At 59.9% G+C, this 20,983-nt stretch carries 14 protein-coding genes and 2 pseudogenes; 8 read left to right on the plus strand and 8 right to left on the minus strand.

Annotated features, from left to right (window positions below; all coding sequences use genetic code 11):
• Positions 1-112: 112 nt before the first annotated feature.
• Positions 113-1,141: a LacI family DNA-binding transcriptional regulator gene (locus AACY52_RS15005; RefSeq protein WP_339436720.1), complete on the minus strand. Its 1,029-nt coding sequence runs from the start codon at positions 1,139-1,141 to the stop codon at positions 113-115.
• 224 nt (positions 1,142-1,365) lie between these two features.
• On the opposite strand from AACY52_RS15005, the gene AACY52_RS15010 reads away from it, so the two are divergent.
• The 3 genes from AACY52_RS15010 to AACY52_RS15020 all read left to right on the plus strand — a co-directional run bounded on the left by AACY52_RS15010 (position 1,366) and on the right by AACY52_RS15020 (position 8,115).
• Positions 1,366-3,438, plus strand: coding sequence for a hypothetical protein (locus tag AACY52_RS15010; RefSeq protein ID WP_339560583.1), 2,073 nt, complete (start codon positions 1,366-1,368; stop codon positions 3,436-3,438).
• A 174-nt stretch (positions 3,439-3,612) separates the two neighbouring features.
• A complete protein-coding gene (locus tag AACY52_RS15015; RefSeq protein ID WP_339418411.1) occupies positions 3,613-5,634 on the plus strand; it encodes a hypothetical protein in 2,022 nt (673 codons plus the stop codon).
• Positions 5,635-5,841: 207 nt separating this feature from the next.
• Positions 5,842-8,115 carry an autotransporter outer membrane beta-barrel domain-containing protein gene (locus AACY52_RS15020; RefSeq protein ID WP_339560584.1) on the plus strand — a complete coding sequence of 758 codons (2,274 nt, stop codon included), beginning with the start codon at positions 5,842-5,844 and terminating at the stop codon, positions 8,113-8,115.
• 235 nt (positions 8,116-8,350) lie between these two features.
• Here AACY52_RS15020 and AACY52_RS15025 read toward each other — a convergent pair.
• The 3 genes and pseudogenes from AACY52_RS15025 to AACY52_RS15035 form a co-directional block, all read right to left on the minus strand.
• Positions 8,351-8,766 (minus strand): annotated as a pseudogene (locus AACY52_RS15025) (DUF1345 domain-containing protein).
• Positions 8,767-8,881: 115 nt separating this feature from the next.
• Complete coding sequence (locus AACY52_RS15030) at positions 8,882-11,974, minus strand: efflux RND transporter permease subunit (RefSeq protein ID WP_339560585.1); 3,093 nt, start codon at positions 11,972-11,974, stop codon at positions 8,882-8,884.
• Between the two features lie 12 nt (positions 11,975-11,986).
• Positions 11,987-13,144: an efflux RND transporter periplasmic adaptor subunit gene (locus AACY52_RS15035; RefSeq protein WP_339436716.1), complete on the minus strand. Its 1,158-nt coding sequence runs from the start codon at positions 13,142-13,144 to the stop codon at positions 11,987-11,989.
• Positions 13,145-13,372: 228 nt separating this feature from the next.
• Here AACY52_RS15035 and AACY52_RS15040 point away from each other — a divergent pair, with 228 nt between their 5' ends.
• Positions 13,373-14,074: a response regulator transcription factor gene (locus AACY52_RS15040; RefSeq protein WP_339418415.1), complete on the plus strand. Its 702-nt coding sequence runs from the start codon at positions 13,373-13,375 to the stop codon at positions 14,072-14,074.
• A 3-nt stretch (positions 14,075-14,077) separates the two neighbouring features.
• Positions 14,078-15,379: an ATP-binding protein gene (locus AACY52_RS15045; protein WP_339418416.1), complete on the plus strand. Its 1,302-nt coding sequence runs from the start codon at positions 14,078-14,080 to the stop codon at positions 15,377-15,379.
• Here the strand turns inward: AACY52_RS15045 and AACY52_RS15050 are convergent, their stop codons facing one another.
• Genes AACY52_RS15050 through AACY52_RS15060 form a run of 3 tightly spaced genes read right to left on the minus strand, consistent with a single transcriptional unit; the run spans position 15,380 to position 17,132 of the window.
• Positions 15,380-16,048, minus strand: coding sequence for an anti-sigma factor domain-containing protein (locus AACY52_RS15050; protein WP_339560586.1), 669 nt, complete (start codon positions 16,046-16,048; stop codon positions 15,380-15,382). It abuts the gene before it with no gap.
• Complete coding sequence (locus AACY52_RS15055) at positions 16,045-16,560, minus strand: sigma-70 family RNA polymerase sigma factor (protein WP_339418418.1); 516 nt, start codon at positions 16,558-16,560, stop codon at positions 16,045-16,047. Before AACY52_RS15055 ends, AACY52_RS15050 begins: the two co-directional genes overlap by 4 nt.
• A 50-nt stretch (positions 16,561-16,610) precedes the next feature.
• Positions 16,611-17,132, minus strand: a complete 522-nt coding sequence (locus AACY52_RS15060) for a DUF3455 domain-containing protein (RefSeq protein WP_339418420.1) — start codon at positions 17,130-17,132, stop codon at positions 16,611-16,613.
• Positions 17,133-17,272: 140 nt separating this feature from the next.
• Between AACY52_RS15060 and AACY52_RS15065 the strand changes: the two genes are divergently transcribed.
• Positions 17,273-18,043: a class I SAM-dependent methyltransferase gene (locus tag AACY52_RS15065; protein WP_339418422.1), complete on the plus strand. Its 771-nt coding sequence runs from the start codon at positions 17,273-17,275 to the stop codon at positions 18,041-18,043.
• A gap of 91 nt (positions 18,044-18,134) precedes the next feature.
• A complete protein-coding gene (locus AACY52_RS15070; protein WP_339418424.1) occupies positions 18,135-18,920 on the plus strand; it encodes a sulfite exporter TauE/SafE family protein in 786 nt (261 codons plus the stop codon).
• 67 nt (positions 18,921-18,987) lie between these two features.
• On the opposite strand, the pseudogene AACY52_RS15080 reads toward AACY52_RS15070, so the two are convergent.
• A pseudogene (locus AACY52_RS15080) lies at positions 18,988-19,600 on the minus strand (acyl-CoA dehydrogenase family protein).
• A gap of 254 nt (positions 19,601-19,854) precedes the next feature.
• On the opposite strand from AACY52_RS15080, the gene sfnG reads away from it, so the two are divergent.
• The gene (gene sfnG / locus AACY52_RS15085; protein ID WP_339436713.1) at positions 19,855-20,940 is read left to right on the plus strand and encodes a dimethylsulfone monooxygenase SfnG; all 1,086 of its coding nucleotides are present in this window, start codon (positions 19,855-19,857) and stop codon (positions 20,938-20,940) included.
• Positions 20,941-20,983 lie beyond the last annotated feature (43 nt).

Raw genomic sequence — 20,983 nt, forward strand, 5'->3', positions numbered from 1 at the left:
GTATGCAAATCTTGAAATGAGAGTGGCGTAGCAGCTGTCGAGCCCCGGCGAGGCTGCGTCAGCGGTGTCTCTGATGTACCGCCGACGCAGCCTCGCTCGGGCTCGACAGTTGCTACGGGGTGGTTCCTGGTTGAGGCTGGGTTGAGCCGCGAATGATCAGCTCGGGAACAAAATCCACGGTGCGCGTCGGCTCGGTATCGCCGCGCAGGCGCTTGAGCAAACAGTCGAACGCCGTGGCGCCAATCGCCTCGGTCGGCTGGGCGAGGGCGGTGATGCCAGTGCCCACCAGTGGGTACCAGTCCAGATCATCCAGGGCGATCACGCCAACATCCTCGAACAGGTTGCAGCCCAGGCGCTTGAGCGCACGGGTACAGGTCAACGCGGCGACGCCGTTGGCGCAGAACAACGCTTTGGCGCCGGGTTTGGCCAGAAAGGTTTGCAGATGGGTTTCCAACTCGCTATCGAGCTCCAGCACCGCACCGGTCAACGCCGGACGGCTGGCAATGTGTGCGTTGAAACTCTCCAGGCGCTCCAACCGCGAACTGGTGCCATCGGTGGCTTCGCTCACCAATAGCACATTGCGGTAACCCTGTTGCTCCAGGTGTTCCACCGCCATACGCACCGCCGCCGGGTTGTCCAGCCCGACGAGGTCGCTGTGCAGCGGCTCGACCTTGCGGTCCACCAATACCAGCGGCATTTCCCGTTGCAGTTCCAGCAGTTGGTCGAGGTGATGACCGAGGGTGTTCACGATCAGCCCTTCGATGTTGTACGAACGCAGCGCGGCCAGGTGCTGGCGCTCCTGTTCGTCATCGCGGTCGGTATTGCACACCACCAGGCTGTAGCCGTGCTGGCGGCAAGCGGTTTCGACGCCGTGCATCACGGCAATGGAATAGGGGTTGCGGATATCGGCGACCAGCATGCCGATCAGGCGCGTGCGGCCACGCTTGAGACCACGGGCCATCTGGTTGGGGCGGTAGCCGAGGTGTTCGATGGCTTGCTCGATGCGCAGGGCAATGGCATCGGAGAGCAGGGCGCGGTCGTCGCCGATAAAACGCGACACGCTGGCCTTGGACACACCGGCGCGCTCGGCGACGTCGAGCATGGTAACGCGGCTGCGCTGGGCGGCGGAAAAAGGGGTCACTGTGTCAGGCCTTTCTTATTGGATGAGTGACAGGAGCTGAAACCGGTTTCAGAAAACACCAAGTGAAGGGGGGCGTCAAGCGATGGAGAAAAAATGTTGGGGACGTCGATGGAAGGGAAACGACGAATGGGCCGATGAACCTGTTAATTCTGACAGTAGTCAGGAAAGGACAACGGGCGCTTAATTGTGCTCAACCAATCAGCTTCTTACAGGGAGCGCACACCATGTCTGGAAAGGAAAACCCTGGCAACAATCTATCGAGGCGCAACGGTGTGTTGGCGCTGGATCCCTTTGCCGAGATTGTCGGTGTGCCGGTATCTGATCCGGAAGGCCTGATCGTTATCCCCTATCGCGAGATGCCTTTGGTTTGCTGGATCAAGAAATGGGTGCCAGGCCCCTCGCTGCTAAGGGACAACACGGTGGAGTTGATTTGGCGTGTTAACGGTGTCGAGGCGGTTGCGGATTCACGTGTGTTCAATAAAGCCGATTACTTAGCGGAACCTGACCCATTTTCGTTGTCCGTACCCCGCAATTTCATGCTGTATTTCGACGCTGTCATTGAGCTGCTGTATCGAGTGAAAGAGCCCGGCAGTCCCGATGTGAATTCCCCCTTCAGGACATTGAGGGTAGATCGAAACCCGCCGACCTTTCTGCTTCCTTCCGATGGCCCTAGATTTGTTGACCCAAGCATCGCCGCCACAGGCATAACCGAACAAGTGCTCGCTGACAATCCGTGCATAGAGATTGAGCTCCCCGCCTTTGTGGCCCGAGCCAAAGGTGACCAGATTTCTATTTATCTGTCGAAGGTGACACCGCCGTTCCCATTGATCCATACGGTTATCAAGACCCTCGATTTTACCGATGAACCTTTGATCATCTGTGTCGATCGAGACTATTTCCGAGCCCTGCCTAATGGCACGGTTTACATGACCGGCCGGGCCTATGATCGGTCAGGAAACTTCAGCCCTTTGACGGCCTCCACGAGCTTTCCCGTCAGCTTGATCCCGTCCCCTAGCGGCCTGCTGGCGCCGGTCATTCGACCCCCTGCCTACCTTGACTTATTACTCAAGAGAGACGATGCACGTGCAGGTATTGCCGCTCAGATACCCGCACCTCAATACCCCGGATTCATGGAGGACGATAAGGTAGTGATGGTCTGGAACGGGCAGCGCGTACTGCCACCGCTAGAAATCACCGGTTTTCCGTTTTCTGTAACGATTCCCTGGAGCATTTTGCGCCAACCCGGCCCCTTGGTCCGTGAGCAGGTACCTGTGCAATATGAGATACACCGGCCGGGAAGACCCACTCCATTCCTCTCGCCTATCGACTTTTTCTGGCAAGACTGGACCCTCGCGGGCCAAGACCATGCCGGTGCGCCGGCCAAGCTTAACCCTACGCTTGCAAAAGTTCAGGTCATCGGCAATGGGTCGGGGTTGATCAACGAGCTGGATCAGCGGGACCGGGTGTTGGGTGCCAGTGTCTGGGTGCGTTTGTACGTCGATCCCAAACCGGGTGAAGTACTTGCCCTCTATTATGGGAGCAGAGGGCCGCTCGCGTACTACACCGTGCAAACAGGCGATGCGCTCGATCAACTGGTTCGTTTTGTACCCGACATCTCGGGCACGGATATTGTTGCAGAGGGCAATCACTCCGCATTGCCGGTGTTCTATACCACCACCAATGGCGTGAATGAGCAGCAAGCGCCTGAAACCCCGGTGAATGTGCATGTCGATCCGTTGTTTGATCTTGACGCGCCGGTGATTGCCCATTCGCTGCACGGTGGGGCCCGAAATCTGACATGTGAGTCGCGCCCTGCCATTTGTCATGGCGTCCGCTGGACCGTACCTATCGACGCACGCATGCGGGTTGATGACGAAGTCAGATCGTTTTGGCAGGGCTACAAAACCATTAATTGGGAGCAACCGATCTTAGGTACAGAGTTTGAAGGGCGCGAGCCCATCACGCCTGAGCACTTGATCAATGGAATGTCGATTGTGGTCTTGCCATGGGACACCAAGATCGAGCCGATGCGCAGGTTCGCTTCGGCCACAGCAGAATATTACCTCTACCGGAACGGCGTGCTGATTGGTCATTCATCCATCGGGCGGGTGCGCATAGACCGAGTGTTCCCTAACTCCGAAGAGCCCTGCCAACCCGGTGATCACGGCTTTTGTGATGGCGCAGATGTGCAATGGCTTGAGGCACCGGAGCGCTCGCCTAGCGGACAACTGGGCAAACTCAATGAGTTGATTGATAAGTTGATAAAGCTCTTACAGGACGTTAAGAAGTTTAAGTAGTAGCGACGTGATGTGGTGCTGACGCTTGCTCGCGATCGGGTGTGGTCTGAAGGGCAGTGGTGCGGGTGTTTTAAGTAGTCAGGCATTCGCCGTGTCGTACGCTTTAAATAGGTTCGCCTCGTCACCGGGGCGAGTTATCGATACTCGTGTGTTCAACTATGGTGAGTAATTGACATGAAAAAGAAACTGGGTCCATTCGCGCAAATAAAAAATAAAAATACGATTACTGCTGTGCCTATTACACTTGCAGCAGCGGTGCCTCGAGGTTATGTTGATAACACTCTGTACCCGGGCTTATTGACACGGGAAGCGGTCGACGCTTCTAAGTTACTGCTTGATGTGCCCACATGGTTTCCTCCGTCCTCCGTTACTAATCCTTCTACGCGAGATGATCATATTGATGACATTGGGGATTTTCAAAGCGGGCGTTTTCGGTCGGAAGAACTCATTGCGGCGGGCCCTTATGTAGCGGAAATTCCCCAGAACCGGTTGACCCAGGGAACCCACACCTACAAGTATGCAGTGTTGAGGAATATACCGGGTGGTGGGATAAACAAGTCTGGCTCCGCGACAACAACCTTCATCGTCAATCGAATTGCACCCTTTGATTCAGCAGGTATTAGACCGTTCCCCTTGTTGTTGCCCGCAGGGCATTCCGGTCCTCTGACTAAAGCGTATTTTGATGCCAATGGTGGCGTGGCAAAACTTCGGATTCAAGATTACGACGCTCAGGGTGCGCATATAGGAGACAAGTGGGAGCTGTTGGACGGTCCCAATGGGTCAGTGGTTGCAACCGGTAATGTCTTCCCCGATGAAGTAGTGCTATTGACCGAGGCTCAGGCCGCGCTGTGGGAGGGCGCGAAAGACATTTATTACCAACTGCGGACTATTGAGGGTAATGTCAGTGGCGTCTCCCTCGGGCTGCCCGTGAGCATCGCGATTCGTCCCGCCCCGATTTTGAAATCTCCAGGTGTCAAGTTTGCCGTCAACTTAGTGGGCTCAGGCGACCATCTGCTCGACCTGGATGATACTGAAGCGGGGTCGGGAGCGCTGATCATCATCCCTAATTATGATACGGATCGTGTGCGGGACAATATATACATCAGGCTCACCACCGCCCATGGCACTCGCCAAGTCGGCCCGCTGCCAGTGGGGTCGACCGTATTGCCCGGGGAGTTCCCTGTCGACTATCCGGTACTCGAGTTTTTGTATGGCACCGCCAGTTTTGGGCCCATTGCAATGAGCGTCAGCTATGCGGCAGAACGCGGAGGGGTGTTCTATTGGATCGCTACGGCCGACGAAGTCACTGTTGAACTGGACTTGTCCGATGCGGGTCCCGTGAACCCAGACAGACCTACTCGGCCTAATAGGAATCTCCTACGTCCGATATTGACGGGGGCGGGGTCAGGCTTGACGAATCAACTGGATGGCCGTGACAAGGGACTGGACGCGCCCGTCAAGATTCCTTTGTGGACTGTTGCACCATTGCCTTCCGCCAGGGCGTTCACCATTCATCTGTATTACTCGGGTGAAAGGGTTGCCGTTATCCCGGTCGACAACTTGAACCTTCCGCCTTCCGGTGTCATTGATACGAGGGTGCCGTGGCCGAGCATTGCCAAATATGGCAATTCCCTGGCCGGCAACCCTCTTCCATTGCATTATGAACTTGTTACTACAGGCACCAGCAATAGAAATGTTTCACCCGCTCAAGGCATTGATGTCGCGGCAAACGTAATCTCCTTCGATGCACCGACTGTAGAGGGGGCGGCTGTAGCCGGCGGTGTCACGATCATTGCCTGTAACGCAGTCAAAAATGTAACTCAGACCGGTGGTTATGTGGAGGTTAATGTTCCGCCGAGCTCGAGTTTCGCTTTAGGTATGATTATCCCAGTGTCGTGGCAGGCACACAGCAATGATGCCGGTAACATGCCAATCGCTGCGGCTTCGGGAATTTTCAATCATACGATAACAACGACCAGCGAGATCGCGTTCGGTTTCAAAGTTCGCATCCAAACGGGAGCGATGTATATCAAGCCAATCTACGACTACATGACGGATATGGGGTCGGTACGCATCAAGTATTCGGTACCCATTGTGGGAACCACGCCTGTGGACTCTGCCGAAACGCTTGCGTTGGTAAGGACTTATCTTTCCGGCTCGACACCGACTTATTGCGACGGCTCTCTTTGGCCTTAGTGATGCTTGGCTTGAAGAGGAGCAGAGGTGCTCCTCTTCAAGCCCCATTAATACCCCTCCGTCATTGCGCATTACATCTCAGATAAATCCTACATATTCATTCTTCCTTTCTCTCTAGTCTGCGGCCCCTCAAGGCCTGCTCCTATCTCGCTTGGTGCCGGTCAATTCGTTCCCTATGGGAAGGTTCTTCACGGGTATACACGCAGAATGACTATCAACGCATGTTTCCAAAAACATCCATTGGCCATCGCGGTTCAGGCCCCTGCAATGGGTTTCCTGCTGTTTGGCGCTTCACTCGCCCAAGCAACCACGCACTTGATTGATGGTCATGAATACACGATCGGGTCGGGTCAATACCTCGACAGTTGGGTTATCGAAAATGACTCTCATCTGATCTCCAATGGTTCGACCTTGCGTCAGTCGCAGGTCGTTGGCGCACGGATGACCTTGAATGCAGGCACCCTGGCCCAGGACATTGAGGCCATCAATGGATCGAAAATCACCTTGAATGGCGCGACGGTCGAAGCGCGCAGTTCTTCGCCGTTTGCCCTGCAACTGATTGGCAGTGACGCGGATATCACCACCAGCACGGTCACCAATGCCGACGGGGCGGCTATTGTCGCAGGGCGCGATTTCTTGACGACTGACGGCTCGACCGTGAATGTTTTCGGCAGCACCGTCACGGGTTCGACGACGGGCGCAGTTGCGTCGGCGTACAGTCAATTGAATTTCACCTACTCAGATGTCACAGCAACCCGAGAGGATGGTGTGGGCGTCTACCTGGTGGGCGCGGACGCTACCGCCATTGGCAGCCGTATTGTCGGCGGCCAGAATGGCGTGGTGTTGGAGAAGGAATACTATATCAATAACCCAAGCAGCCTTGTACTGGACGGTACACATGCCGAGGGCCGAAACGGTGCTGCGTTGCTGGTCAAGGGGGATGAGCTGGGCGGTGGTCAAGTTGATATTCAGGTGCGCAATGGCTCGACCCTGACCGGCGGCAACGGCAATATCCTGGAAGTCACCGGCAATTCCGTTGCCAACATGAACGTCGACCACAGCGAGTTGTTCGGCGACATCGTGGTCGAAGAGGGTAGCACCGCTAAAGCGCAGCTCAACAACGGCGCCTGGCTGACCGGCCAGTTGAAAAACGTCGCCGAGCTGAGTGTGAACGACGCCTCCCATTGGGTGCTGGTGGGCGACAGCAATGTCACCGCCTTGAAAATGGGCGGCGGCGCCGTGCATTTCGGTGGGCCGGATGAGTTCTATCGGTTGGACGTGAAAAGCCTGGAAGGCAACGGTACGTTCATCATGAACACCGATTTTCTGACCCATCAGACCGACTTCCTCAACGTGGAAGGCAAGGCCAATGGCAATCATAGCCTGATGTTGGCCGCCAGCGGCTCGAACCTGGCTGACGGCCAGCCGATCAAGGTAGTCCACACCGAAGGCGGTGATGCGCAGTTCAGCCTGGCGAGCGGTACGGTTGACGTGGGTGCCTACGCTTATGGCTTGCAGCAGGACGGCACCGACTGGTTTCTCGACCCGAACCGTAAGGGCACCAGTACCAGTGCCCACTCGGTACTGGCCCTGTTCAACAGTGCGCCAACCGTGCTGTATGGCGAGATGAGCATCCTGCGTACGCGCATGGGCGAATTGCGCTTCAGTGAGGGTGCGGGCAACGGGATGTGGATGCGCAGCTACGGCAACAAATTCGACGTGGCGGCGAACAAGAACGGTGCGGGCTACACGCAAAACCAGAAGGGCTTCACCATTGGTGCCGATGCGCCATTATCGGGTGGCGACGGCCAGTGGATCGCGGGTGTGATGGCCGGTCACAGTGTCTCCGACCTCAGCCTGACCCGCGGCAGCAGCGGCGAAGTGAAGAGTTACTACGTAGGTGGTTACGCCACTTGGTTGGACGCCGAAAGCGGGCTGTACTTCGACGGTGTGGCCAAGCTCAACCGCCTGCACACGGAAAACGACGTGACCATGAGCGACGGCAAGAAAGCCAAGGGCAACTACGCGCAAAATGCCGTGGGTGCCTCGGCGGAGTTGGGCCGTCATATCAAGCTGGACAACGACTTCTATCTGGAACCCTACGGGCAGTTGTCGGCAACCATCACTCAGGCGCAGAGTTACGAGTTGACCAACGGCCTGCAAGCCAAGGGCGATCGTTCCAGCTCGGTGGTGGGCAAGCTTGGCGTGACCGCAGGCAAGAACATCCAGCTGGAAAGCGGCGGTGTGTTGCAGCCTTACTTGCGTACCGCAGTGGCCCATGAGTTCGACCAGAGCAACAAGGTGTTCATCAACGACCAGAGTTTCAACAACGACCTGTCGGGCTCGCGCATCGAGTTGGCGGCCGGTTTGGCGATGTCGGTATCGGAGAACGTCAAGTTGCATGCGGACATCGAAACCAGCCAGGGCAAGAAGATCGATCAGCCGTGGGGTGTCAACTTCGGCGTACGCTACGACTTTTAAGACAATCGCTCAATGAAACGGGGGAAGCTGCGGCTCCCCCTTTTTTTGCGTTCAGATCAGCACGCTTATCCAATGCATGGCAACGTGAACCTCGGGTAACGTCGCCAGCGACTGGCCGAGACCCCCGAGCCCACTATCAGCTCGATCCAATTGCGCGCGGCCATAAAACACCGAGGCGGAGTAGGTGGTTATTACCGCCCAGCGATCAATGGGCGTCTAGACGGTTTGTACAGCGTCACCCAAACAGCCCGGCGGCGATATTGATCGAAAAACCCAGGATCGCCGTGTTGAACACAAAGCCGATCACCGTCAGCCCGGTGAAGCCCAGTGCAGCAGGCGCTCAGAGGTGGCGAGGCCCTTGCGGCCGACCCGTTCGAAAGTGATGGTCGCCAGGCTGGCGATGGCGGCGATGCACACGGTGAACAGGGCCGAGCCGGCGTTTTCATCTTCGATCTCGGCGATGCGCTTGACGTCCTCGGCCTTGGCACGGCGGGTCAGCCACAGCATCAGCACCAGGTATGTCCAGCCCCCGGCGTTCCAGCCGATGAGGATTTTGCTGAGCCACGTATCGGCCGGCGCCAGGATGCCCACGGCAAGCCCGAACACGGCGGCGGCGGAGAGGCGAGGGTGGGTACGGGCGAGGAAGGGCATGGCGCTCACGAATCGGGGGAATTGAGAGCACCATAGGTTGCGCCGCTGCAAGCTTCAAGCTGTAAGCGGCAAGTTAGAAGCAAGTCTGCTCTTACTTGCCGCTTGAAGCTTAAATCTAGTCGCTGCGTTTATGCACCAGCTTCATCACCACCACAAAAAACACCGGCACAAACACCACCGCCAGTGTCGCGGTGATCATCCCGCCGATCACGCCCGTACCAATCGCCTGCTGACTGGCCGAGCTGGCACCTGTTGCAATCGCCAGCGGCACCACGCCGAGGATGAACGCCAGCGACGTCATGATGATCGGGCGCAAGCGCAACCGCGCGGCTTTCAACGTGGCGCTGATCAGGTCTTCACCCTGGTCATACAGGTCCTTGGCGAACTCGATGATCAGAATCGCGTTCTTCGCCGACAGGCCAATGATGGTGATCAAGCCGACCTTGAAGAACACATCGTTGGGCATGCCGCGCAAGCTCACCGCCAACACGGCACCGAGTACGCCCAACGGCACCACTAGCAATACCGAGGTCGGGATCGACCAGCTTTCATACAGCGCCGCCAGGCACAGGAACACAATCAGCAGCGACAGACCCAGCAGTATCGGTGCCTGGGAGCCGGACAGGCGTTCCTGCAACGACAAGCCGGTCCATTCCTGGCCCAGGCCGGCCGGCAGTTGGCTGACCAGGCGCTGGATTTCATCCATCGCCTCACCGGTACTGTGGCCCGGTGCCGCTTCGCCGGAAATCGCAATGGCCGGGTAGCCGTTGTAGCGCGTCAACTGCGCCGGGCCCTGGGTCCACTTGGCTTCGACAAAGGCCGACAGCGGCACCATCTTGCCGGCGTTGTTGCGCACGTGGATCTTCATCAGATCCGCCACCTGGCTGCGCTGGTCGCCTTCGGCCTGCACCACCACCCGTTGCATGCGGCCCTGGTTGGGGAAGTCATTGATATAAGCCGAGCCGATGGCCGAGGACAGCACGTTGCCCACGTCTGCAAAGGCCACGCCGAGTGCGTTGGCTTGCTTGCGGTCGACTGCCAGCTGCACTTGCGGTGCTTCGGCCAGGGCGCTTTCGCGCACGTTGGCCAGGATCGGGCTTTTCTCGGCGGCGGCCAGCAATTGCGTTCTCGCGGCCATCAACGCGGCATGGCCGACACCGCCCCGGTCTTGCAAGCGGAACTCGAAGCCGCTGGATGTGCCGAGGCCATCCACCGGCGGCGGCAGGACCGCATAGGCAATCGCGTCCTTGAGCTCGTTAAAGGCCATGTTGGCGCGGTCGGCAATCGACGCGGCAGAGTCATCGCTGCCGCGCTCCGACCAATCCTTGAGCGTGGTAAACGCCAGCGCGGCGTTCTGCCCGGAACCGGAGAAACTGAAGCCCATGATCATGGTGGTGTCGCCCACCCCAGGCTCCTCGGCGTTGTGCGCTTCGATCTGTTCGGCAACCTGCACCGTGCGGTTCTTGCTCGCGCCCGGTGGCAGTTGGATGTCAGTGATCGTGTAACCCTGGTCTTCCACCGGCAGGAACGAGGAGGGCAGGCGCGTGAACATCCACCCCAGGCCCACTAGCAGCACCAGGTAAATCAGCAGGTAACGGCCGCTGCGCTTGAGGGCATAGGCTACCCAGCCTTCGTAGCGGTCGGTGAGGCTTTCAAAACGCTGGTTGAACCAGCCGAAGAAACCGCCTTTGGCAGTGTGCTCATCCTTGGCGATCGGCTTGAGCAAGGTGGCGCACAAGGCCGGGGTCAAGGTCAGGGCGAGGAACGCCGAGAACAGGATCGATACCGCCATCGACAACGAGAACTGCTGGTAGATCACCCCCACCGAACCCGCCATAAAGGCCATCGGCAGGAACACCGCCACCAGCACCAGGGTGATGCCGATGATGGCGCCGGTGATCTGGCCCATGGCCTTGCGCGTCGCTTCCTTGGGTGACAACCCCTCAGTGGCCATGATCCGCTCGACGTTCTCCACCACCACAATCGCGTCGTCCACCAGGATACCGATGGCCAACACCATGCCGAACATGGTCAGCACGTTGATCGAAAACCCCAGCAACAACATGGTGGCGAAGGTGCCCATCAGCGCAATCGGCACCACCAGCGTCGGGATCAGGGTGTAGCGCACGTTCTGCAGGAACAAAAACATCACCGCGAACACCAGCGCCATCGCTTCGAGCAGGGTGTAGACCACTTTGGTGATCGAGACTTTGACGAACGGCGAGGTGTCGTACGGGATCTTGTACTCAACATTGGCCGGGAAGTAGCGCGACAGTTCGTCCATCTTTGCGCGCACCAGGGTTGCGGTGTTCAGCGCATTGGCGCCAGGTGCCAGCTGCACGCTGACCGCTGTCGACGGTTTGCCATTCAGGCGCGTGGAGAACTGGTATTCCTGGCTGCCGACTTCCACCCGCGCCACATCGCCGATGCGCACGGTGGAACCGTCGGGATTGGCCTTGAGCACAATATCGGCGAACTCGGCCGGCGTGGACAGCTGGCCCTTGACCAGGATCGCGGCAGTGATTTCCTGGGTGTTGGTGCCCGGCAAGTCACCGATGCTGCCCGCGGATACCTGGGCGTTTTGCGCGCTGATCGCGGCGTTCACATCGGCCGGGGTCAGGTTGAAACCGATCAGCTTCTGCGGGTCGATCCAGATCCGCATGGCACGTTCGGCGCCATACAGCTGGGCCTTGCCCACACCGTCGAGGCGCTTGAGTTCGTTCATCACGTTGCGCGCCAGGTAATCGCTGAGCGCTACATCATCGAGCTTGCCGTCGCTGGAGGTGAGGGTCACCAGCAACAGGAAGCCGGCCGAGACTTTCTCCACCTGCAAGCCTTGCTGGGTCACCGCTTGCGGCAGGCGTGGCTCGACCGCTTTCAGGCGGTTCTGCACATCCACCTGGGCCATTTCCGGGTTGGTGCCCGGCTGGAAGGTCGCGGTGATGGTCGCCGAACCCAAGCTGCTCTGGGACTCGAAATACAGCAGGTGATCGGCGCCGTTGAGCTCTTGCTCGATCAGGCTGACCACGCTCTCATCCAGGGTCTGGGCCGAAGCGCCGGGGTATACCGCGTAGATTTCGACTTTCGGCGGCGCGACGTTGGGGTACTGCGCCACCGGCAGTTGCGGGATTGCCAGCAAACCGGCAAGCAGGATAAACAGAGCGACCACCCAGGCGAAGATCGGGCGGTCAATAAAAAACTGCGGCATTGTCAATGATCCTTATTGGCCGGGAGCCTGGGCGAGGGGCGTCGGGCTGTCATCTACTTCGACTTTTTCACCGGGGCGCGCGTGTTGCAGGCCTTCGACGACGATGCGGTCACCGGGCTTGAGGCCACTGCTGACAATCCAGCGATCATTGATCACCGCGCCCAGCTCTACGGGCTGCTGGCTGACGGTCTGCTCGGCGTCCAACAGCAGCACCATCGGGATGCCAGCGCTGTCACGGGTAATGGCGCGTTGCGGCACGCTGATGCCTTGCTTGTCGATGGCTTGCTCCAGGCGCACCCGCACAAAGCTGCCGGGCAGCAGGTCGAGGTCCGGGTTGGGGAATTCACTGCGCAGGATGATCTGGCCGGTGCCAGGGTCGACGCTGATCTCGGCAAACAGCAATTTGCCCGGCAACGGGTAGAGGCTGCCGTCGTCCTCGATCAACGTGGCCTTGGCCTGGTCCTGGCCGACCTGCTTCAAGCTGCCGGCACGGAAGGCGCGGCGCAGGTCATTCAGCTCGCGGTTTGACTGGGTGAGGTCGGCGTGGATCGGGTCCAATTGCTGGATGATCGCCAGCGGTGTGGCCTCATTCTGGCCGACCAGGGCACCCTCGGTGACCAGCGCACGGCCGATACGCCCCGAAATTGGCGCGGTCACGGTGGCGTAGCCCAGGTTCAATTTGGCCCGCTCGACGGCCGCCTTGTTGGCGGCGACGTCGGCGTTCGTCTGGCGCACGGCGGCGCGAGCATTGTCGTAGTCCTGGCCGCTGATGGCGTTGCCTTCCACTAACTGGCTGTAGCGCTGCTCTTGCAAGCGCGCCTGGAAGGCATTCGCCTCGGCTTTGCTCAGGTTGGCCTGGGCGCTGTCGAGGTCGGCCTTGAAGGGCGCCGGGTCAATGCGAAACAGCACATCACCCTGTTTCACGTCACGACCTTCCTTGAACACCCGCTGCGTCACCACACCCGCGACCCGTGCGCGCACTTCAGCGATACGCGGCGCGGCAATGCGCCCGCTCAGTTCGCTGGTGATCGACAGGGGCTTGGCTTCAAGGGTTTCGATGCGCACTTTGGCCAGGGGCATTTGCGGCGCTTCGGTGGCGGAGTTGTCACACGCGCTAAGGGCAAGGGTGAGGGCCAGCAGGCAAAACGGCGCAAACAGATTCTTCGACATGCTCTTATCCCAATATTGACTGGCGCATCCTAAAGTCACCCGCGCCGTGGTGCTGTGAAGCTGTGTAGCGCGTCTGTGAAGAAATGTAAGGTGCGGCGCGTTGTGAGCGTTGGGCGTATATCCTTGCACAGCCCTACATACGCCGAAGATCCAATGTGGGAGCGAGCAAGCCCGCTCCCACATTGGATTTATGTACGACCAATAAATGTATTTTCTGGAAACACCTTCATGCCCAACATCCTCCTGGTGGAAGACGACGCCGCACTCTCCGAGCTGATTGCCAGCTACCTGGAGCGCAATGGCTACCACGTCAGCGTGCTCAGTCGTGGCGACCATGTGCGTGAGCGCGCACGCTTGAATCCGCCGGACCTGGTGATCCTCGATCTGATGCTGCCCGGCCTCGACGGCCTGCAAGTATGCCGCTTGCTGCGCGCCGACTCGGCGGGCTTGCCGATCCTGATGCTCACGGCGCGGGATGACAGCCACGATCAGGTGCTGGGCCTGGAAATGGGCGCCGACGACTACGTGACCAAACCCTGTGAACCGCGCGTGCTACTGGCCCGTGTCCGCACTTTACTGCGGCGCAGCAGCTTGTCCGAACCCCAGGCGGCCAACGACCAGGTCGTCATGGGCAACCTGTGCATCGACCTGTCGGAGCGCACCGTGACCTGGCGCGAGCAGGCGGTGGAGTTGTCCAGCGGCGAATACAACCTGCTGGTGGTGCTGGCCCGGCATGCCGGCGAGGTGCTCAGCCGCGACCAGATCTTGCAACGCCTGCGCGGTATCGAGTTCAACGGCACCGACCGTTCGGTGGACGTGGCCATTTCCAAGCTGCGCCGCAAGTTTGACGACAACGCCGGTGAAGCGCGCAAGATCAAGACGGTGTGGGGCAAAGGCTACCTGTTCAGCCGTTCCGAGTGGGAATGCTGATCGATGGTTCGCGTATTGTTTCGCCTCTATCTGATCACCATCGTCACCTACAGTGCGGCGATTTACCTGGTGCCCACGCTGGTGATCCAGCTGTTCGAGCACCGCTACGTGAATTACAACATCGAGCAGACCCGCGGCCAGCAAAAGCTGATTGTCAAACAATACCTGCGCGCACCTGTGGAGCGCTGGTCACAGGTCACCGACCAACTGGGCCGCGAATTCGCGCCACTCAACGTTCAATTGCTGCTGCGCCAGGACGCCAGCTACACCCCGGCTGAGGAACAGCTATTGGAACAGGGCAAGTCGGTAGTGCGCCTGGGCGAATGGGGCTGGATGGAGCAAATCAGCACTCCGATCAATGAGCAATTTGTGGTCAAGCTGACGATACCGCCTGACCCGATGGACATGAACGTGCTGTATTGGGCGATCAACGTGTTGATTGTTGCGGCGCTGCTGGCCTGCCTATTGGTGTGGCTGCGCCCGCACTGGCGCGACCTGGAACGCCTGAAAAGCACCGCCGGGCAATTGGGCCAGGGCAATATGGCGGAACGCACGCGCATTCCGGCCAGCTCCAGCATCGGCAGCCTGGCTTCGGTGTTCGACACCATGGCCGACGACATCGAACACCTGCTCAATCAGCAACGCGACCTGCTCAACGCCGTCTCCCATGAACTGCGCACGCCGCTCACGCGCCTGGACTTCGGCCTGGCCCTGGCGCTCTCCGAAGACTTGCCCGAGGCCAGCCGCGAACGCTTGCAAAGCCTGGTGGCGCATATCCGCGAGCTGGATGAACTGGTGCTGGAACTGCTGTCCTACAGCCGCCTGCAAAACCCGGCGCAATTGCCGGAGCGGGTGGAGGTGGTGCTCGACGAGTTTATCGACAGCGTGCTGGGCAGTGTCGATGACGAACTGGAAAACCCCGAGATCGTCATCGATGTAGCGCTCGACTGCGCCGTGGAGCGCTTCAGCCTCGACCCGCGCCTCACCGCCCGCGCGCTGCAGAACCTGCTGCGCAATGCCACGCGTTACTGCGACAAACGCATTCAGGTCGGCGTGAAGGTCTGCCCCAAGGGCTGTGAAATCTGGGTGGACGACGACGGCATCGGCATCCCGCCGGACCAGCGCGAACGCATCTTCGAGCCGTTCTACCGCTTGGACCGCAGCCGTGACCGCGCCACCGGTGGTTTTGGCCTGGGCCTGGCCATCAGCCGACGCGCCCTGGAAGCCCAGGGCGGCACCTTGACGGCATTGGCTTCGCCGCTGGGCGGTGCACGCTTTCGCGTGTGGTTGCCCAGCGTCGCCTGATCAGAGCACCTTGACCGCGCGGCCAATCGCCTGGATCGGCCCGGTGGGTTTGCCGGTCGGCGAGCCGCGCGGGTCTTCCAGGGTCAGTTCGAACAGCTGGTTCTGCGTAAGCGGCGGCAGCTTGTCCAGCGGCACCGACAGCGTTTGCCCGGGTTTGACCAGCCCCAGGGATACCGGCCCCTGCCAACCGTCACCCTTGGTCCAGAACTGCAGGGCCTTGTCCGTTGGCACTTCCATCATGCGCAGCGGGATCAACTGAATCTGCTGATTGTCACTGGCCTGGATCACCCAGCCCGGGGCCTGGCTTTGCGGCGCCACCAGCACCACCACAAAAGTCGGCTCGGCGGCGGGCGGGCGGGTCAGCAGCAGTCCGGCGAGGACCAGCGTAGTCAGCAACCCGGCGCCGGCCAGGCCGCGCCACACGGCCAGCAGGTCCCACCAGTGCGTGCGGGCGCTGGCGATGTTGCGTTCGATACGCCGCCACAACTCAGAGGAGGGTGGCACGGGCTCCGCCAAGGCGGTCAGCGGCAACAGACGCTGTTCCCAGGCGTCCACTGCGGCGCGTAATTCGGCGTCGTGCATGAGCCGTTGTTCCACCTCGGCGCGTTGTTCGGCGAGCAGGGTGCCCAGTACGTATTCGCTGGCCAGTTCGTCCAGTGGTTTGCTCATGCCATGCACTCCCGCAGCGCCGCGAGGCTACGTTTGATCCAGGCTTTGACGGTCCCCAGTGGGGTGTCCAGTTTCTGGGCGATTTCGCTGTGGGAATAACCGTCGACGTAGGCATGCAGGATGCAGGTGCGACGGGCCGGGTCGAGCTGCTCCAGGCAGAGGTGAACCTGCCCGGTGCGTGCGCTGAATTCAAAGGTGTCGGTTGCAGCGACTTGCTCGTGTTCTTCGCCCAACGGTACTTCGCGGTACTGGTTACGCACGACGTTGAGCGCCACGTGCCGGGTCACGCTGAACACCCAGCCACGCGCCGAACCGCGACTGGGGTCGAAACTGCCGGCACCGCGCCAGATCTTGATAAACGCGTCATGCACGATGTCTTCAGCAAGGGGCTTGTCCCTGGCGATGCGCAACGCCACGCCGAGCAAACGGCTGCTGTCCTGCTCATAAAGCTGGCGCAAGGCGCGTTGATCGCCACGGGCACAGGATTGCAGACAGGCTTCGTAATCAAACACGTGGTGCTCCCCCCAACGATCGGCATTGGGGGCAGCGTAGCCGACTTTGCTCAGTTGGCCGCCCAGAAAATGTAGTCGGCCTGGTACTTCACCACTTCCTGCTTGCCCTTGTTGGCCGCCGTGCACGCGCTGCTCGGCGCCACGCCGCCTTGGAGGGCAACCCGCTGGATGTAACTCACACCGCTCATCGCGCCCTTGCCTTCAGCCGGGTTGGCCTTGACCAATTGGTACGGCAGGTTGCCCGCACCCGACGGCGCCACGGCCAACTGAGTGCCGGTGATTTTTGAACCGTCCTTGGCTTGCCAGGTGGCAGGCGGGCCGAAATAGGTGCCGACTTGCTTGCCGCTGCGGTCATTCAACACGGCCTTGGGGCCGACGAAGGTCCACTCGGTCTGGCCGGCGGCGTTGGCTTTGTCGCGGCACTCGTAAGTGATTTCGCCGACACCGGTGGTTTCCAGCGCTACCTTGTGGCCGTCCGGTACCTTGATGCTGTCCGGCAAGCCGGTCTGGGCGAAGGCAGCGGGTGCGGCAGCCAGCAGGGCGGTGAGGCAGAACAGTGCTTTAGCGTTCATGGGTGTTTCTCCATTTCAGTAAAACAGCGGGGTGACTGAAAGGACTACCCAGCTTGCGCAGGATTGGATGCACGGATTAGAAAATAAATGTTTGAGGGCGCACACTGTGCCCCCGTTTTACCCCTGAGGAGAGATTGGCAATGACTGGCGTCCACGTGTCTGCTCAACAAGGTTTCTCCACCCAGGCCGTCACTTACGCCCAGGGCCGGCCGAATTACCCCAGGCAACTCACTGGCTGGCTCACTCAAAGCCTGCGCATTGATGCGCAGTCGACAGTGATTGACCTAGGTGCCGGCACCGGCAAATTCACGCGCTTGCTCAGCACCCTGGCGCCAGCGCTGATTGCCGTCGAGCCGCTGGCGGCGATGGGCGCGCAACTGGCTAAGCTGCTACCGGGCGTGCGCCTGGTGAGCGGCACTGCCGAAGCCATCCCCCTGGCGTCCGCCAGCGCCGATGCACTGGTCTGTGCGCAAGCCTTCCATTGGTTCTCCACCGAGGCCGCATTGTCGGAGATCCATCGCGTACTCAAGCCCGGAGGGCGCTTGGGGCTGGTGTGGAATGTGCGCGACGAATCGGTGGGCTGGGTGGCGGCAATCACCGAAATAATCACACCGTACGAAGGCGACACCCCGCGCTTTCATAGCGGGCGTTGGCGTGAAGCTTTCACTGGCAAGTATTTTTCCGATCCTGAAGTCACCTGTTTTTCGTACAGCCACGTCGGCAGCCCTCAGGAAGTGGTCATGGATCGCTTTCTGTCAGTGAGCTTTATCGCGGCGCTCCCAGCCGCAGAAAAGGCCAGCGTTACCGCGCAATTGCGCACCTTGGTCGACACCCATCCCGACTTGCGCGGGCGGGACACCATCGCCTTCCCGTATCAGACCCAGGCCTATGCCTGTCATCGCCTGCCATAAAAGGCATAAAGTCAGATCATATTGATATAAGTCGTTATAAGAAAAATCGCTATCCTGCGGCCAGAAATTTACAAGGCCGCAGGTAGCGTTGATGGAAGTGGGTAATGTTGGTTTTGTGATTGCCGGCCTGATCGTAGGTTTTATCGTGGGCATGACGGGGGTGGGTGGGGGCTCGTTGATGACCCCGATCCTGCTGTGGTTTGGCATCAACCCGGCGACGGCCGTGGGCACCGACTTGTTGTACGCCGCCATCACAAAGTCCGGTGGGGTGCTGGTGCACAGCAAGAACAAGAACATCGACTGGACCATCACCGGTTGGCTGACCCTGGGCAGCGTGCCTGCGGTGTTGCTGACCCTGTGGTTCCTGGCCAGCCTGCACACCGACCCCAGCGCGATGAACGCGGTGATCAAGCAAGCCCTCGGTGTGGTGTTGCTGCTGACGGCCCTGGCGATTCTGTTCAAGAAAAGCCTGTTGGCTTTTGCCCAGCGGCATGCCGGTGATGACTATCACATGAGCCCGCGCAACCTGAACATGCTGACGGTGGTGACCGGCGCTGTTCTGGGCACCATGGTTGCGCTGACGTCCATCGGCGCGGGTGCTCTGGGGACTGTGGCGTTGTTTATTCTGTACCCGTTCCTGGCCACGCGGCGGCTGGTGGGGACCGAGATCGCCCACGCCGTGCCTCTGACCCTGGTGGCGGGGTTGGGGCATGCCAGCATGGGGAACATGGACTGGCATTTGTTGGGGTTTTTGTTGATGGGGTCGTTGCCGGGGATTTACGTGGGTAGCCATATGACGGGCAAGCTGCCGGACGGGGTATTGCGGCCGTGCTTGGCGGTTATGTTGATGGCAATTGGTTACAAGCTCGCGTTCTGATTGGGGGGGGGTATATCCGTTATTTGGGTCACGGCTAACCCGGCGTCCTGCCGGGTTACCCACGGACTCAACCCCGGCCCGGGCCATTCCCAATCTGCCAAACAAACGGCGGCTCAGCCCCATTGATCACCCAGTCCCCCACAACCCGCGCCTTATAGATCACCGGATTATGCGACGACACCGTCCGCGCATTACGCCAATGCCGATCCAGCGCTTTACCCTGACGCACATCCGAAGCCCCCAGTGCGTTGAACAATTCACTGGTAGCCCGCTGGATCAACGCCGATTTCGGTCCAGGCGCAGCCGACGATATCGCCTTCCACAAAGCGCTTGAACCACAGGTCACGGCCAGCACTGGGTGGCGCGTTCAGGCGGTCTTCGGCAAAGGCGAAATGCCCGCGCAGGGCCTGGGGCACGTTGGAGTCGGCTTCTGCCAGCTCGATCAGCAATTCGAACAACTGCGGCAGGCAAGCACCACCACCGCCGTATTCCACCGGCACCCGTACCGCGCCAAAACCGGCCTCTTTGAGCCACTGGATGGGTTCATGGGGCAGGGTGCGCGTGTGTTCGCGCTCTACCGCGCCATCGGCGATGCGCTGGAAGATCGGTCGGAATCGCGCGGCTAACGTGGGGTAGTCGACGCCAATGGACAGTGGGTTGATGACGTGGTGGTCGCTCATGGGCAAGGTTCCTGGGCAGTGATCAGTACCGGGGTGATTGCACACTCCGTGCCGGGTGCCGGCGCTCGTATTTGCTGAAAAAAGCCCTGATGCACTGTTGCCCTGGCAACAGCTGATCGACAAACCTGCGCAATCCGCAACATTGGCCTCTGCCCCCAGCATTGGCGGCAACCCCCTTGGCCTGGGCGTTTCCCCGGCCTGGCACGCTTGGTGCTCAAGCGTTCGGTACATCCTTTTGTGCGAGGTACCGATTGATGAGTCAGCAAGCCGTGAAATTTGCCTATTGGGTGCCCAACGTCAGTGGTGGGTTAGTGGTCAGCAAGATCGAGCAACGTACCGATTGGGGGATCGACTACAACCGCAAACTGGCGCAACTGGCCGAAGCCGCGGGCTTCGAGTATGGCCTGACCCAGATCCGCTTCACCGCCGGCTACGGCGCCGAGAACCAGCACGAATCCGTGGCGTTCAGCCATGCGCTGCTGGCCGCGACCACCACACTCAAAGTGATCGCCGCGATCCTGCCCGGCCCGTGGCAGCCGGCGCTGGCGGCCAAGCAACTGGCGACCATCGACCAGCTCACCAACGGCCGTATCGCGGTGAATATCGTCAGCGGTTGGTTCAAGGGCGAGTTCCAGGCCATCGGCGAGCACTGGCTGGAGCACGATGAGCGCTATCGCCGCTCCGAAGAATTCATTCGCGCCCTCAAAGGCATCTGGACCCAGGACGATTTCACCTTCAAGGGCGACTTTTACCGCTTCAACAATTACACCCTCAAGCCCAAGCCCATCGGTCAGCCGGAGGTGTTCCAGGGCGGCAGTTCACGGGCGGCGCGGGACATGGCCGCGCGGGTCTCGGACTGGTACTTCACCAATGGCAATACCCCAGAAGGCATCAAGGCTCAGGTCGATGACATCCGCGCCAAGGCAGCGGCGAATAACCATTCGGTCAAGGTCGGCGTCAACGCTTTCGTGATCGCCCGTGACACTGAGGAAGAAGCCCGCGCGGTGCTGGCGGAGATCATCGACAAGGCCGACCCGGAAGCGGTGAATGCCTTTGGTGACGCGGCCAAACAGGCCGGCAAGGCTTCACCCGAAGGCGAGGGCAACTGGGCCAAGTCCAGCTTTGAAGACCTTGTGCAGTACAACGACGGCTTCAAGACCGACCTGATCGGCACCCCGCAGCAGATCGCCGAACGCATCGTTGCGCTCAAGGCGGTCGGTGTGGACCTGGTGCTCGCGGGGTTCCTGCACTTCCAGCAAGAAGTCGAGTACTTCGGCAAACGCGTGTTGCCTTTGGTGCGCGAGCTGGAGGCCAAGGCTGCACTCAAACAGGTGGCTTAACGGATCCTTCAGGGTACGCAGGCTTTTGTAATGAGCGGGCTGC

This window comes from Pseudomonas sp. EA_65y_Pfl1_P113 (assembly GCF_963970525.1).
Lineage (GTDB): Bacteria > Pseudomonadota > Gammaproteobacteria > Pseudomonadales > Pseudomonadaceae > Aquipseudomonas > Aquipseudomonas tritici.

What these genes read in the sequence shown, in the direction of transcription:
- AACY52_RS15010 (WP_339560583.1), top strand. Translation starts at nt 1,366, where the DNA reads ATGTCTGGAAAGGAAAACCCTGGCAACAATCTATCGAGGCGCAACGGT.
- AACY52_RS15015 (WP_339418411.1), top strand. Translation starts at nt 3,613, where the DNA reads ATGAAAAAGAAACTGGGTCCATTCGCGCAAATAAAAAATAAAAATACG.
- AACY52_RS15020 (WP_339560584.1), top strand. Translation starts at nt 5,842, where the DNA reads ATGACTATCAACGCATGTTTCCAAAAACATCCATTGGCCATCGCGGTT.
- AACY52_RS15030 (WP_339560585.1), bottom strand. Translation starts at nt 11,974, where the DNA reads ATGCCGCAGTTTTTTATTGACCGCCCGATCTTCGCCTGGGTGGTCGCT.
- AACY52_RS15035 (WP_339436716.1), bottom strand. Translation starts at nt 13,144, where the DNA reads ATGTCGAAGAATCTGTTTGCGCCGTTTTGCCTGCTGGCCCTCACCCTT.
- AACY52_RS15040 (WP_339418415.1), top strand. Translation starts at nt 13,373, where the DNA reads ATGCCCAACATCCTCCTGGTGGAAGACGACGCCGCACTCTCCGAGCTG.
- AACY52_RS15045 (WP_339418416.1), top strand. Translation starts at nt 14,078, where the DNA reads ATGGTTCGCGTATTGTTTCGCCTCTATCTGATCACCATCGTCACCTAC.
- AACY52_RS15050 (WP_339560586.1), bottom strand. Translation starts at nt 16,048, where the DNA reads ATGAGCAAACCACTGGACGAACTGGCCAGCGAATACGTACTGGGCACC.
- AACY52_RS15060 (WP_339418420.1), bottom strand. Translation starts at nt 17,132, where the DNA reads ATGAACGCTAAAGCACTGTTCTGCCTCACCGCCCTGCTGGCTGCCGCA.
- AACY52_RS15065 (WP_339418422.1), top strand. Translation starts at nt 17,273, where the DNA reads ATGACTGGCGTCCACGTGTCTGCTCAACAAGGTTTCTCCACCCAGGCC.
- AACY52_RS15070 (WP_339418424.1), top strand. Translation starts at nt 18,135, where the DNA reads ATGGAAGTGGGTAATGTTGGTTTTGTGATTGCCGGCCTGATCGTAGGT.
- sfnG (WP_339436713.1), top strand. Translation starts at nt 19,855, where the DNA reads ATGAGTCAGCAAGCCGTGAAATTTGCCTATTGGGTGCCCAACGTCAGT.